Origin of the sequence: Pseudomonas sp. Cab53 (genome assembly GCF_018325965.1) — a bacterium.
Taxonomy (GTDB): Bacteria; Pseudomonadota; Gammaproteobacteria; order Pseudomonadales; family Pseudomonadaceae; genus Aquipseudomonas; species Aquipseudomonas chlororaphis_E.
Map to the genome: position 1 here is coordinate 1,366,493 of NZ_AP021902.1, position 13,609 is coordinate 1,380,101.

Annotated in this window: 11 protein-coding genes and 1 pseudogene; 2 read left to right on the forward strand and 10 right to left on the reverse strand. The window is 62.7% G+C overall.

Annotation, left to right across the window (positions count from 1 at the left end):
- Positions 1 to 99: 99 nt before the first annotated feature.
- Positions 100 to 2,274: a hypothetical protein gene (locus KI241_RS05960; protein ID WP_042730089.1), complete on the reverse strand. Its 2,175-nt coding sequence runs from the start codon at positions 2,272 to 2,274 to the stop codon at positions 100 to 102.
- A gap of 288 nt (positions 2,275 to 2,562) precedes the next feature.
- On the opposite strand from KI241_RS05960, the gene KI241_RS05965 reads away from it, so the two are divergent.
- Positions 2,563 to 3,912: an MFS transporter gene (locus KI241_RS05965; protein WP_123579557.1), complete on the forward strand. Its 1,350-nt coding sequence runs from the start codon at positions 2,563 to 2,565 to the stop codon at positions 3,910 to 3,912.
- 59 nt (positions 3,913 to 3,971) lie between these two features.
- Here KI241_RS05965 and KI241_RS05970 read toward each other — a convergent pair whose 3' ends face one another.
- Both KI241_RS05970 and pobA read right to left on the reverse strand, forming a co-directional pair.
- Complete coding sequence (locus KI241_RS05970; protein WP_042731065.1) at positions 3,972 to 5,489, reverse strand: MDR family MFS transporter; 1,518 nt, start codon at positions 5,487 to 5,489, stop codon at positions 3,972 to 3,974.
- Between the two features lie 68 nt (positions 5,490 to 5,557).
- Complete coding sequence (pobA, locus tag KI241_RS05975; RefSeq protein WP_042731066.1) at positions 5,558 to 6,748, reverse strand: 4-hydroxybenzoate 3-monooxygenase; 1,191 nt, start codon at positions 6,746 to 6,748, stop codon at positions 5,558 to 5,560.
- 176 nt (positions 6,749 to 6,924) lie between these two features.
- Between pobA and KI241_RS05980 the strand changes: the two genes are divergently transcribed.
- A complete protein-coding gene (locus KI241_RS05980) occupies positions 6,925 to 7,818 on the forward strand; it encodes a helix-turn-helix domain-containing protein (RefSeq protein WP_042731067.1) in 894 nt (297 codons plus the stop codon).
- A 6-nt stretch (positions 7,819 to 7,824) separates the two neighbouring features.
- On the opposite strand, the gene KI241_RS05985 is transcribed toward KI241_RS05980, so the two are convergent.
- The 7 genes and pseudogenes from KI241_RS05985 to arcD form a co-directional block, all read right to left on the reverse strand.
- The gene (locus KI241_RS05985) at positions 7,825 to 8,001 is read right to left on the reverse strand and encodes a hypothetical protein (protein ID WP_172679727.1); all 177 of its coding nucleotides are present in this window, start codon (positions 7,999 to 8,001) and stop codon (positions 7,825 to 7,827) included.
- Between the two features lie 121 nt (positions 8,002 to 8,122).
- Positions 8,123 to 8,209 (reverse strand): annotated as a pseudogene (locus KI241_RS27710) (metal ABC transporter ATP-binding protein); the annotation flags it as partial.
- Positions 8,210 to 8,236: 27 nt separating this feature from the next.
- Entirely contained in the window at positions 8,237 to 8,596 is a 360-nt protein-coding gene (locus KI241_RS05990) for a DUF5064 family protein (protein ID WP_042731068.1), read from the reverse strand.
- 66 nt (positions 8,597 to 8,662) lie between these two features.
- Complete coding sequence (gene arcC, locus KI241_RS05995; protein WP_042731069.1) at positions 8,663 to 9,592, reverse strand: carbamate kinase; 930 nt, start codon at positions 9,590 to 9,592, stop codon at positions 8,663 to 8,665.
- Between the two features lie 139 nt (positions 9,593 to 9,731).
- On the reverse strand, positions 9,732 to 10,742 hold the full coding sequence (locus tag KI241_RS06000) for an ornithine carbamoyltransferase (RefSeq protein WP_042731070.1): 1,011 nt from the start codon (positions 10,740 to 10,742) through the stop codon (positions 9,732 to 9,734).
- A gap of 67 nt (positions 10,743 to 10,809) precedes the next feature.
- Positions 10,810 to 12,066: an arginine deiminase gene (arcA, locus tag KI241_RS06005; protein ID WP_042731071.1), complete on the reverse strand. Its 1,257-nt coding sequence runs from the start codon at positions 12,064 to 12,066 to the stop codon at positions 10,810 to 10,812.
- Between the two features lie 32 nt (positions 12,067 to 12,098).
- On the reverse strand, positions 12,099 to 13,526 hold the full coding sequence (arcD, locus tag KI241_RS06010; RefSeq protein WP_042731072.1) for an arginine-ornithine antiporter: 1,428 nt from the start codon (positions 13,524 to 13,526) through the stop codon (positions 12,099 to 12,101).
- Positions 13,527 to 13,609: the final 83 nt, after the last annotated feature.

Sequence of the window (13,609 nt, forward strand, 5' to 3'; positions counted from 1 at the left end):
TATCGCGAGCAAGCTCGCTCCCACAGTGGGTCTGTGTACACAAAACCCTGTGGGAGCGAGCTTGCTCGCGATTGGAGGCAACACGGTGCTGCGCCGGACTCAGTAAGTCCTGCCTGTATGGTTGTTAAGGGAAATAACCTTGGTCTTGCCAATGCGATGACGGTAGATCTCGCGCAGGTACTTGATGGCCTTCTTCACGCAGTCGCGGGACAGGCGGATGTCATTGATCGAGACGAACTTCTCTTTGTCGTTGATCAGTTCGCGGTACTTCTTCTCGTACATCGGCTTGATGGCGTACCAGTTGGTGTCGAGGATCTTCGCTGGGTTCTCGAACTCGTTGAGCAGGTCGTCGATGCGTTCTTCGTCGAAGTCTTCGTTGATGATGAAGTCCAGGATCGAGTTGTCCAGGGTGTCGTCGAAGCGGTACGGCGTGCGGGCGAAGCAGCGCTTGATGAACGCCACGATCAGGGTCAGGAAGTCATCCGACAGGCACGGGCTCTTGGCGATCAGGGTGGTCAGCGACAGGTTGGCCGAGGCGCCAATCACCAGTGCGTAACGCTTGAGTGTGGTGTTGGGGAACAGGCTGTTGAGGTGGGTCTTGAGCCGGTTCAGGTCCATGTAGGACAGCTTGTAGTCCTTGGGCAAGGACACGATCGACACCACCGACGAGCAGTTCTTGAAGAAATGCAGGTCATGCAGGGCCGCGGCGTCGTAGCCGGAGTTCTTGTACTGCTCCAGCGACGCCCGGTAGCGCTTGGATTCGATCGGCAACAGGCTGATGCCTTCGATGGCCTGGGTGACCTTGTTGAAGTGCGGCAGGTCGATGGAGCGGAAGAACAGGTCGTCGATGTTCAGGCGTGGCGGCTCTTTCTCGAACACCTTGAACTTGTCACCGCTCGGCGCCGGGGTTTCCGGGACCACCGATTCGGCGTAGGCAATGGCCACCGGGCCGGCCAGGCTCATGAACAGGTCGTTGGCGTCCAGGCGAATGGTTTCGCCGATGTCGATGCCGGCCCGACGGAAATAGTTCTGGTCGTAATCGGTGGTGACCGCCTGGGCGGTCAGGATGTTGAAAATCTGCTGGGAGATGTACTGGTTGGCGTGTTTCTCCATGGCGTTGACATCGATGTTCTGGATGTTGCCGTCGTCGCTTTCCTCGGCATAACGCATGATGTCGTTGGAGATCAGCATCATCGCGTTCCATGGGCGGATCCGGCCCATGACGCTGGCTTCGCTGCTGTCTTCATTGGCGAAGTTGTATGAAAAATCCCATTCTTCCGAGAGGTATTTGCACAGCAGCCGCCCGGCGTTGATGTGCAGCGCCTCGGACATTTCACTGCGGTGGTCGGAAATGTTCGGCAGCACGCAGATGCCGCTGGTGAAGATCGGCTCGAAGACGAAGGAGTGGCCGCTCTTGCTGTCGTGTTCGTCCATCGGCTTGGTGTCGAACGTCTTGTTCATGTACGAGTACTGCTGGGCCAGGCCGAACTCCGAGGCCATGCCCGAACCGGTGCCGCCGCCGGCACTGAAGATCGAGAAATATAGGCGCGATTGGTTAGCCTTGATGCCGCAGCTGTCGATCAGGTACGAGTGGATCATTTTCCAGTCGGGGCTGGAGAAACGCTGGGTGTCCTTGTTCAGGATGATCTTGGCCAGGTACTGGCCCAGGATCGGCGCGTTACCGGCGCCGCCGGCGTGGACCTCCGACAAGTCCATGATTTTCATCTTGCTGTAGTCGCGCAAAAAGCCGCTCTTTTCGCCCTTGCGTGAGAAGCGGATGCGCCCGGCGATGTCCTTGTCCAGGTCGCCGAGCATGACCAGCGGTTCCACCAGGAACACCGGCTTGCTGGCCTTGCCGGTGCCCAGGCGCAGGTTGTGACGGATCCACTGCGCGGGGCTGTAGCCCTTGTCGTAGTGTTTGTCTTCGGCGTTGAACTCGTTGAGGTAGAACTTGCGCGCGTTGTAGACCAGCTCCGCCACGTCCAGGGCGATGTTGGAGCCGCAGCGGCCCAGGCCGATCAGGCACACCGACGGGAATTCCTGCTGGTTGCGGTCGTATTCGTCATCCACCAGGTGCGGTGGGCGCGGGAACACGGTGTCGCGCAGGCCGTCGAGGTTGTCGAGGATGCGGTCGGTATTGGTCTCGGTGAAGTACAGGTACTGCTGGGTCGACAAGGGGCGTGAGGCGCTCGACACCGTCGACGTTTCAAAGCCGTTGGCGGCCGGGCCCAGGGTCAGATCGGATACCGCAGTGGCTGTTTTTTTGGAAGTCATTGTGCGCCGTACGCCTGAACTGGTGGGTTGGACGACCGCTGTCATCGAACCATAGCGGATGAAAGAAGCTTCATGATGGATCGGCCATCGGGACATGATCTTTAATCGAGAACCGGCAAAATGATGGCAATTGTTACGGTATGTTGACCGCCATCAAGAAAGGCCTTGGCCGCCATGGTCGGGTATCAGCCTGGCGAATGATCGCAGACATCCCGCACGCCGCTGTCTAGATTGCAAATTCAGGGCTCGGATGCTCGCCGTTGCCCAAAAACAATAAGAGACGGACCCATGCAGAACTCGACCCAAGCGGCGAATGCCTGGCGCATTCTGTTCCTGCTGTTCCTCGCCAATCTGTTCAACTTCTTCGACCGCACCATCCCGGCGATCATCATCGAGCCGATCCGCATGGAGTGGAGCCTCAGCGACTTCCAGATCGGCATCATCGGCACCGCCTTCACCATCGTCTACGCCATTGCCGGGCTGCCGCTGGGGCGCATGGCCGACACCGGCTCGCGCAGCAAACTGATGGGCTGGGGCCTGGCCACCTGGAGTGCGCTTACGGCGGTCAATGGCCTGGTGGGCAGTTTCTGGGCATTCCTGGTGGTGCGCATGGGCATCGGCATCGGCGAGGCCAGTTACGCGCCGGCGGCCAACTCGCTGATCGGCGACCTGTTCCCGGCCCATCGCCGGGCGCGAGCCATGGGCATCTTCATGCTCGGCCTGCCGATCGGGTTGCTGCTGGCCTTCTTCACCATCGGCGCGATGGTCAAGGCGTTCGACAGCTGGCGCGCGCCGTTCTTCATCGCGGCCGTGCCGGGGCTGGTGCTGGCGGTGTTCATGTTCTTCATCAAGGAACCCAAGCGCGGCGCGGCGGAAACCGTGCAGGTGTCCCAGGACAAGATCGACCGGCCGATCCGCCGGGTCCTGGCCATTCCGACGTTCCTGTGGCTGGTGCTGGCGGGGCTGTGCTTCAACTTCGCCACCTACGCCTGCAACTCCTTCCTGGTGCCGATGCTGCAACGCTATTTCCAGTTGTCGCTGCCTGATGCGGCGGTGGCCACCGGGATCATGGTCGGTGTGACGGGGTTGTTCGGGCTGACCCTGGGCGGCTGGGTCGCCGACAAGATCCATCAGCGGGTGGCCAGTGGTCGCCTGCTGTTCGCGGCGTTCAGCCTGGTCATCTCGACGGTCACCACCGCCTGGGCCTTGCACGCCGGGCGGATCGAAATCGGCGTGTTCGTCGCGGTGTTCAGTGTCGGCTGGCTGTTTGCCTATAACTTCTACACCTGCGTGTACACGGCGATCCAGGACGTGGTCGAGCCGCGCTTGCGGGCCACGGCGATGGCGCTGTTCTTTGCCGGGCTGTACCTGCTCGGTGGCGGGCTGGGGCCGGTGGTGGTGGGCGGGCTGTCGGACTACTTCGCCCGCACCGCCATGGCGGCGGCCGGCGCCCCGCAGATGACCGAGGCCTTCAAGGCCATCGGCTTGCACGACGCGATGTACCTGATTCCGGTGGCCCTGTTCATGACCATGGTGTTCCTGTTCCTGGCCTCGCGCTGTTTCGTGCGCGATGCCAAGCGGATGAAGGATGGCATGAGTGCGGTGGTGGAGCCGGGGATCGTGGCCGCGACGGCCTAGTAGATTCAGGTGCGGTCTTTTGTGGCGAGGGGATTTACCCCCTTGCCACAGGGTTATGGTTAGCGAACCTTGTCATCCCGCCCACGCAACAAATGGTTCGGCATCGCGGCGGCGGCCGCCAAACCCAGCAGCGACACCGCCGCGCTGATCAGCAACAGGTGCCGGAACGTCGCCTGCAGTTCCTGGCGCAGGGCGTCCTGTGCCTCACCCGGCGCGGCGTTCAGGCCGTCCAGCAGCACGTTGCCGGAGTGCCCTTCGCCGATCAGCGAGGTCCCGGCGAATTGGGCGAAGCTGGAGTCCTGCAGCAAGGCCAGCAGCAACGCCGACATCAAGGCCACGCCCACCGCCCCGCCAAGGGAGCGGAACAGGTTGGTGGTGCTGGTGGCGACCCCGATGTCCTGTTGCTGCACCGAGTTCTGCGAGCCCACCAGGGACGTGGGAAATTGCATCCCCGAGGCGATGCCGCTGAGCAGCATGAACAGGCTGCTCAGCCAAAAGGCGCCGGGGGGCGTGAAGGCCATGCCGAGGATGGCAAAGGGGAAGAGCAGGGCGCCGCTTAAGATCATCGGTTTGTAGCGCCCTGTCACCGAGGTCCGGCGCCCGGCGCAATAGGCGCCGATCGGCAGCCCCATGGCCAGGGGCAACAGGTGCAGCGCCGCGCTGTCGGCCCCGGCGCCGGTCACGCTCTGGAAGCGCAGCGGCACCAACACCGTCAGGGAAATTGCCTGGAAGCTGGTGAAGAACACCGTGCACCAGCACAGCACCGCGCTGCGGTTGGCAAACAGGTGCATCGGCAGCAGCGGTTCCCGGGCCCGGCGCTCGTGCCAGACGAAAATCCCCAGGCCCACCACCGCGCAACCGAGCAAGCCCAGCACGTCGCGGCTGTACCAGGCGTAACCCTGGCCGATCTGGGTAATGCCCAGCAGCAGGGCCGTCAGGCCGATGATCAGCAACACCGTGCCAAGGTAGTCGATGATCGGCGTGCGCTGCGGCACCGGCAGCCCGACCAGGGTGCGCCGGGCCACCCACCAGGCCGCCAGGCCCAGCGGCAGGTTGATCAGGAACACCCAGCGCCACGACAGGTATTCGGTCATGTAGCCGCCCAGCACCGGCCCGGCCACGCTGGCCACGGCGTACATGCTGCTGAAGTAACCCTGGTAGCGGCCGCGCTCGCGGGGCGGGATGATGTCGCCGATGATCGCCTGGCTCACGGAGATCATGCCGCCGGCGCCGATGCCTTGGACAATCCGCGCCAGCACCAATTGCTCCATGTCCTGGGCCAGGCCGCAGAACAGCGAAGCCAGGGTGAACAGGCCCATGCCGAACAGCATCAGCGGCCGTCGCCCGTAGAGGTCGCCGAGCTTGCCGTAGATCGGCACCGCCACGGTCATGGCGACCATGTAGCCGGAGATCACCCAGGCCAGCAGGCTGACGTCCTTGAATTGCGCCGAGATGGCCGGCATCGACACGGCGACGATGGTCTGGTCCAGGGCGCTGAGGAAAATCGCCAGCATCAGCGCGACCAGGATGCTGCGGATGGCCGGCTTCTGGGCTTGCGGGGTGTTGAGCTGGGTCACGGCAAAACCTGCGGGCGTCACGCCGGTAGGGCGAAGGGACGGAGTCCGCAGTTTATGTCGATAGCCGGCTATTCGATAGCCTCATAAGGAAGTCCGACGTAATTTTCCGCGATGGTTTTTCGACCGGCCTCGGAGTCGACGAAATACTCCAGTTCCGCTTCGCTGATGCGCTGGTTGAAGGCGTCATCGTCGAAACGGTGCAGCATCGAGGTCATCCACCAGGAGAACCGTTCGGCTTTCCAGATCCGGCGCAGGCAGATGGCGGAATAGCGTTCGAGCAAGTCCACGCGGCCGTCGCGATAGACCTTGAGCAGGATGTTGAACAGTGTGCTGACGTCGCTGGCCGCCAGGTTCAGGCCCTTGGCCCCGGTGGGTGGGACGATGTGCGCGGCATCGCCCACCAGGAACAGGCGGCCGTACTGCATGGGTTCGACAACGAAGCTGCGCAGCGGCGCGATGCTTTTCTCGATGGACGGGCCGGTCACCAGGGCCTCGGCCAGGTCGGCGGGAAGACGGTTCTTCAGTTCGGCCCAGAAGCGCGCGTCCGGCCAGTCGGCCAGTGGTTCTTCAGCCGGCACTTGCAGGTAGTAACGGCTGCGGGTCTTGGAACGCATGCTGCACAGGGCGAAACCGTGGGGGTGGCGGGCGTAGACCAGTTCGTCGTGCACCGGCGGGGTGTCGGCCAGCACGCCGAGCCAGCCGAACGGGTAGACCCGCTCGAACACCTTCAGTGTGTCCGCCGGGATCGACTGTCGCGCCACGCCATGGAAGCCGTCGCAGCCCGCCACGTAGTCGCAGTCCAGGCGCCAGGTTTGCCCGTCGCACTCGAACGTCACGTAGGGCTGGTCGGTCTGCAGGTCGTGGGGCTGGGCGTTGCCGGCCTGATAGAACGTCCGGGCGCCGGCGGCTTCGCGGGCGGCCATCAGGTCGCGGGTCACTTCGGTCTGGCCGTAGATCATGACGTTTTTGCCGCCGGTCAGCGCCTTGAGATCGATGTGCACCCGACGCTCGTTGAGCGCCAGCTCGAAACCGTCGTGGGGCAGGCCTTCGGCGTCCATGCGCTGACTGACGCCGGCCTGGCGGAGCAGGTCGACCATGCCTTGTTCCAGCACACCGGCGCGGATGCGGCCCAGTACGTAGTCCGGGGCCTGGCGTTCGACAATGACGGTGTCGATGCCGGCGTTGTGCAACAACTGGCCGAGCAGCAGGCCAGAGGGGCCGGCACCGATAATCGCAACTTGGGTCTTGAGGGTTTTCATTGTTGTTATGACTCGCACGAAGTACGCGGCCAGGGTCCGCGTTAATTGTTATGGACCTGAGTGCCTGCATTTTTCGCTTGCGGAGCTGTCAGTTGAAGGGGAAAACTGAGCCGATACCTGTTCTTTCTGCCAATTGGTGCGATTATCGCCCGCAACCCCAGGCCCGGATCCGCGTTATGAAAAAACCTGAGCTGCCTTCGATCCCGGTGTTCAAGCTCTATGGCGAGAGCCAGGATTGGCCGACACCGGACCTGCTGCACTGTGAAACCATTTCCAAGCGCAGCAGCGAGCATCAATGGGAAATCAAGCCCCACCGGCATGCTGACCTGTGCCAGTTGCTGTTTGTGTTCAAGGGGTGGGCGGAGCTGGAAATCGAAGGCCAACGCACGCAATTCGACGAGCCGACGGTGCAGATCCTGCCGCCGTTGTCGGTGCATGGGTTCCGGTTTTCCGAGGATGTGGACGGCTACGTGGTGACCCTGGCGGCGCCACTGGTGACGCATCTGCAATCGCAGCTGGGGCATTCGGTCAACGTGCTGGCCCAGGCCGAAAGCTACCCGGCCGGTGAGAACGCCGATTACCTGAACAGCCTGTTCAGTGCCTTGCAGAGCGAGTACATGGGCCACCAACCGGCCCGGGAAATGCTGATGCACGCGCTGGTCAGCGTGATCATGGTCTGGGTCAGCCGCCAGGTCATGCAGCGCCGCACCCAGACCCAGCGCCCGCAACGGGCGCGGGAATACCTCAACGGGTTCATCCAGTTGGTGGAGGAAACCTATCGCCAGCACGTCAAGGTCGAAGACCTGGCCCATCGCCTGGGCATATCGGTGTCGCACCTCAACGGCACCTGCCGCGAGCTGGCGGGTCAGCCGGCGTTGCAGATCATGCATGAGCGGCAGTTGCTGGAAGCCAAGCGACTGCTGACCTACACCGGCATGACGATCTACGAGATTTCCGAGATGCTCGGGTTTTCCGATCCGACCAACTTCACCCGTCTGTTCCGCCGCCGCGTCGGTATCTCGCCCAAGGCGTTCCGCGACCGGCTCAAGACCGATCAGCAGGACGACTGAAACGCCTCAGCGCAGGGCGTTCAGGGAGCCGTTATGGGGGATGCAGCGTTCCAGGTTGCAGCTGGCGAATTCGCGGGGCAGTTGCCTGGCCTGTTCCACCCGGTAGGCTGCCGTGCCATACAGCGCAAGCGTGGCGGCGCAGGTGACGAATATGACGAAGCGTCTTCTTGTTTTGATGTTCATGGCGATGACCTCTGAACGAATACCCGGGGGTACTGTTTCAAGCATAGGTCAGCGCGGGTGAGTTGCCAGTGGGGCGGGCGTGGCAACTGTCCGGACATTCAGAACACTGATACCGCCAATGTGGGAGCGGGCTTGCTCGCGAAAGCGGTGTGTCAGCCGACATCATCGTTGACTGATACGACGCTTTCGCGAGCAAGCCCGCTCCCACCGGGTGATGGGGGGCGGGTGGATCAGGTTACGCCAGGTGTTCCGGCTTCATCGGGTCTCCCGGTTTCACATCCAGTTGCTTTCGCACGTCTTCGAACATGTCGTCGTAGTACTTGTGCAAGGAGCCGATGTTGGCGCTCTTGGGCAGGCCGTGTTTCTGCGCGATGTGTGTGGCGGGACGGGCGAAGTCGAAGGCCTGGTCCTTGGCCAGGAAAAACGTCTCGTCCACGGGCTTGTCCTCTATCGTGCCGTGCAGCCGGAACGACATGCCCTGGCCTTCCGTGGGGTCCTGGGCAAGCTCGTAGTCGATGCACAGATCGTAGCTGTGGTCATCCTTGTTCAGCGCGTGGCGCTCCATGTGCAGGTGACCGGGTCGGAACAGGGCCATGAGCGACTCTCCTGGAAAAAGGCGTAGAAGTAAGGCAGACCCCGGATCTGCCCCGGGAGTTTCCGATTACCGATAAGTGATGCCGGTTGTCGCGGTGCTGATGCGAGTACCGGCGGTGCCTTGGACGATAGCATCGATGTCCGAAAGCGACCCGATCACCGCGACCTTGCCGGTATTGCGCGCAAATTCGCAGGCGGCCTGCACCTTGGGGCCCATGGATCCGACGGCGAAGTCGAGTGTTTCCAGGGCGTCGGGGTGGGCGCTGGCGATGGCCTTGCAGGTCGGCTTGCCGAAATCGATGAAGGCGGCGTTTACGTCGGTGGCGATCACCAGCAGATCGCTCTCCAGTTGTTCGGCCAGCAGCGCCGAGCACAGGTCCTTGTCGATGACCGCTTCAACGCCCTGCAGCTTGCCATCGGCGTCGTACATCGTCGGGATGCCGCCACCGCCGGCGCAGATCACGATACTGCCCTTTTCCAGCAGCCACTTGATCGGACGGATTTCAAAGATGCGCTTGGGCCTGGGGCTGGCGACCACCCGACGAAACCTGTCGCCGTCCGGGGCGATGGCCCAGCCTTTTTCAGCGGCCAGTGCCTGCGCCTCCTGCTGGCTGTAGACCGGGCCGATGGGCTTGGTGGGGTGTTGGAAGGCCGGGTCGTCGGCGTCCACTTCCACTTGGGTCAGCAGCGTGGCGAAGGGGACGTCGGCGTCCAGCAGGTTGCCCAGCTCCTGCTCGATGATGTAGCCGATCATGCCTTCGGTCTCGGCACCCAACACGTCCAGCGGGTACGGGGTGACCGAGGGGTAGGCGGCCGCTTGCAACGACAGCAGGCCGACCTGCGGGCCGTTGCCGTGGGCGATCACCAGTTGGTTGCCGGGGTGGATCCTGGCGATCTGTTCAGTCGCGGTGCGGATGTTGCCGCGTTGGTTGTCGGCGGTCATGGGTTCCCCCCGACGCAGGAGGGCGTTACCGCCCAGGGCAACGACGATTCGCATGGTGCTGTCCTTTACAAAAAGTGGAACGAACAACGCAAGGGCCCCTTGTGGAAGCGGGTTTGCTCGCCAAAGCGATGTCACAGACAACATGGATGTTGGCTGACAGGCCGCCTTCGCGAGCAAGCCCGCTCACAGGGCCTTACAGGTCTGCCAGCGTCGACACCAAAATGGCCTTGATGGTGTGCATGCGGTTTTCCGCCTGTTCGAAGGCGATGCATGCTGGCGATTCGAACACGTCGTCGGTGACTTCGATGCCGTTGGCCAGGTGCGGGTACTGCTCGGCGATCTGTTTGCCGATCTTGGTGTCGCTGTTATGGAACGCCGGCAGGCAATGCATGAAGCGGGTGCGCGGGTTACCGGTGGCTTTCATCAGGTCAGCGTTGACCTGGTAAGGCAGCAACAGTTCGATTCGCTCGGCCCAGGCTTCGACCGGCTCGCCCATGGAGACCCAGACATCGGTGTGGATGAAGTCCACGCCCTTGACCGCCGCCTTCGGGTCCGCAGTGAGGGTAATGCGCGCGCCGCTTTCCTCGGCGTACTGATGGCAGCGCTGCACCAGGTCGTCGTGGGGCCACAGGGCCTTGGGCGCGCAGATGCGCACGTCCATGCCCAGTTTGGCGCCGATCAGCAACAACGAGTTGCCCATGTTGTTACGGGCATCGCCCAGGTACGCATAGCTGATCTCATGGATCGGTTTGTCGGCGTGCTCACGCATGGTCAGCACATCGGCAATCATCTGCGTTGGGTGGTATTCATCGGTCAGGCCGTTGAACACCGGCACGCCGGCGAACTTCGCCAGTTCCTCGACGATCTCCTGCTTGAAGCCACGGTACTCGATGGCGTCGTACATGCGCCCGAGCACCCGGGCGGTGTCCTTCATGCTCTCCTTGTGGCCGATCTGCGAGGAGTTGGGGTCGATGTAGGTGACATTGGCGCCCTGGTCGTAGGCCGCCACTTCGAACGCGCAACGGGTGCGCGTCGACGTTTTCTCGAAGATCAGCGCGATGTTGTTGCCCTTGAGGTGCTGCTGCTCGGTGCCGGTGTACTTGGCCCGCTTGAGGTCCCGGGACAAGTCCAGCAAGTAACGCAGTTCACGGGGTGTGTGGTGCTCGAGGCTGAGCAGGTTACGGTTGTGGGTGTTGAACGCCATGGTGCATCTCCTTGGGTTTCAGCGGGCCCTGGCACGTATTCGGTCAGCCAGGGCGCGGGCACGAAGGTCAGTAGTCGATCGGGTCGCGAATGATCGGGCAGGTCATGCAATGGCCGCCGCCGCGACCTCGGCCCAGCTCGCTGGCGCTGATGGTGATGACTTCCACCCCGGCCTTGCGCAGCAGCGTGTTGGTGTAGGTGTTGCGGTCGTAGCCGATCACCACGCCCGGTTCCAGGGCCACCACGTTGTTGCCGTCGTCCCACTGTTCGCGTTCGGCGGCAAAGCTGTTGCCGCCGGTTTCCACCACGCGCAGGGCCGGGAGCTTGAGGGCGGCCGCCACCGTGTCGAGGAAGCTGCCTTGCTCGCGGCGCACGTCGATGCCGCCGGGTTTGCTCTCGTCGGGGCGCAGGGAGAAGGCCACGATCTGGCTAACCACCTCTGGGAAAACGGTCACCAGGTCGCGGTCGCAGAAACTGAACACGGTGTCCAGGTGCATGGCGGCCCGGGACTTCGGCAAGCCGGCAACGATGACCCGTTCCACGGCCTTGTGCTTGAACAGGTTCAGCGCCAGTTGGCCGATGGCTTGGCGTGATGAGCGCTCGCCCATGCCGATCAGTACCACGCCGTTGCCAATCGGCATCACGTCACCGCCTTCGAGGGTGGCGCTGCCATGGTCCTGGTCGGGGTCGCCGTACCAGACCTGGAAGTCGGCGTGGGTGAACGCGGGATGGAACTTGTAAATGGCGCTGGCCAGCAGGGTTTCCTGGCGACGCGCCGGCCAGTACATCGGGTTCAGGGTCACGCCGCCGTAGATCCAGCAGGTGGTGTCGCGGGTGAACTGGGTGTTGGGCAACGGCGGCAGGATGAAGCTGGAGTGCCCGAGGAAATCACGAAACATCTGGAGGGTCTTGCCACCGAAGCTGTCGGGCAGGTCATCGGCCGAGACGCCGCCGATGAGGTATTCGGCGGTCCGGCGCGGTTCCAGGCTGCGCAACCACGAACCGACTTCATTCACCAGACCCAGGCCCACCGAGTTGGCGGTGATCTTGCGTTGCAGGATCCAGTCCAGGGCTTCGGGAATGGCGACGACGTCGGTCAGCAGGTTGTGCATTTCCAGCACATCGATGCCCCGCTCGCGCATCTTGGTGACGAAGTCGAAATGGTCGCGCTTGGCCTGGTTGACCCACAGCACGTCATCGAACAGCAGTTCATCGCAGTTGTTCGGAGTCAGCCGCTGATGGGCCAGGCCTGGGGAACACACCATGACTTTGCGCAATCTCCCGGCTTCGGAATGAACGCCGTACTGCATTTTTTCCGTGGTCATTACAAAATCCTCCAGTTAGAACAATCAGCCAACTACAAGGTCAGGAAGCCGTCGTAGAGCCCGTAGGCCGCCACCAGAGCGCCTGCGATCACTGCGGCAAAAATCAGCTTCTCGACAGAGGTGAAAATTGATTTGCCCAGCTCGCGCTTGGCCTTGGCGAACAGGATCGCGCCGGGGGCATAGAGCAGGGCGGAGAGCAGCAGGTACTTGATCCCGCCGGCATAAAGCAGCCACACCGCATAGATCAGGGCGATGGCACCGATGGCCAGGTCTTTGCGGCGCTCGGCCAGGGCGTTCTCATAGGTCTCGCCGCGCACCGCCAGCAGCACTGCGTAGGCCGCCGACCACAGGTACGGCACCAGGATCATCGAGGTGGCGAGGTAGATCAGCGACAGGTAGGTGCTTGCCGAGAACAGGGTGATGACCAAAAACAGTTGGACCATTGCGTTGGTCAGCCACAGAGCGTTGGCCGGTACGTGGTTGGCGTTCTCTCGGCGCAGGAACTCGGGCATGGTGTGGTCCCTGGCGGCGGCGAACAAGATCTCGGCGCACAGCAGCACCCAGGACAACAGGGCACCGAGCAGCGAAATGATCAGGCCGACGCTGATCAGCACCGCGCCCCAGTGGCCCACGACGTGCTCCAGCACCGCCGCCATGGACGGGTTCTGCAGCTTCGCCAGCTCCGGCTGGGTCATGATCCCCAGGGACAGCACGTTCACCAGGACCAGGAACAGCAGTACGGTGATGAAGCCGATCACCGTGGCTTTGCCCACGTCCGAGCGTCGTTCGGCGCGGGCGGAAAAAATGCTCGCCCCTTCGATGCCGATGAACACCCACACGGTGACCAGCATCATGCTGCGCACCTGGTTCATCACGCTGCCCAGTTGCGGGTTCTTCGCGCCCCAGATGTCGCTGGTGAAAATGTCGAGCCTGAAGGCGAAGACGGCGATCAGCACGAACAAGGCCAGCGGCACGACCTTGGCAACCGTGGTGACCAGGTTGATGAAGGCGGCCTCCTTGATGCCGCGCAGCACCAGAAAATGCACGGCCCACAGCAGCACCGACGCGCCGACCACCGCGGCAACCGTGTTGCCCTCACCAAACATCGGGAAGAAGTAACCCAAGGTGCTGAACAGCAAGACGAAGTAGCCGACGTTGCCCAGCCAGGCGCTGATCCAGTAGCCCCAGGCCGATGAGAAACCCATGTAGTCGCCGAACCCGGCCTTGGCGTAGGCGTATACGCCGCCGTCCAGGTCGGGCTTGCGGTTGGCCAGGGTCTGGAACACGAAGGCGAGGGTCAGCATGCCCACCGCGGTGATCGCCCAGCCAATCAGGACGGCGCCGACGTCGGCACTGGCGGCCATGTTCTGGGGCAAGGAAAAAATCCCCCCGCCGATCATCGAGCCCACTACCAGCGCGACCAACGCACCCAAACGAAGTTTTCCGGGGGTATCAGACATTGCATGACTCCGAGGCAGCCGAGGAGAGTCACAGCGTATGTCGATTCAACGCGTCGATAGCTGACCCAGGTCAGGGGGCGAGG

Coding starts and splice junctions, on each gene's coding strand:
- arcD (WP_042731072.1), bottom strand. CDS start 13,526: ATGTCTGATACCCCCGGAAAACTTCGTTTGGGTGCGTTGGTCGCGCTG.
- KI241_RS05980 (WP_042731067.1), top strand. CDS start 6,925: ATGAAAAAACCTGAGCTGCCTTCGATCCCGGTGTTCAAGCTCTATGGC.
- KI241_RS05960 (WP_042730089.1), bottom strand. CDS start 2,274: ATGACTTCCAAAAAAACAGCCACTGCGGTATCCGATCTGACCCTGGGC.
- pobA (WP_042731066.1), bottom strand. CDS start 6,748: ATGAAAACCCTCAAGACCCAAGTTGCGATTATCGGTGCCGGCCCCTCT.
- arcC (WP_042731069.1), bottom strand. CDS start 9,592: ATGCGAATCGTCGTTGCCCTGGGCGGTAACGCCCTCCTGCGTCGGGGG.
- KI241_RS06000 (WP_042731070.1), bottom strand. CDS start 10,742: ATGGCGTTCAACACCCACAACCGTAACCTGCTCAGCCTCGAGCACCAC.
- arcA (WP_042731071.1), bottom strand. CDS start 12,066: ATGACCACGGAAAAAATGCAGTACGGCGTTCATTCCGAAGCCGGGAGA.
- KI241_RS05965 (WP_123579557.1), top strand. CDS start 2,563: ATGCAGAACTCGACCCAAGCGGCGAATGCCTGGCGCATTCTGTTCCTG.
- KI241_RS05985 (WP_172679727.1), bottom strand. CDS start 8,001: ATGAACATCAAAACAAGAAGACGCTTCGTCATATTCGTCACCTGCGCC.
- KI241_RS05990 (WP_042731068.1), bottom strand. CDS start 8,596: ATGGCCCTGTTCCGACCCGGTCACCTGCACATGGAGCGCCACGCGCTG.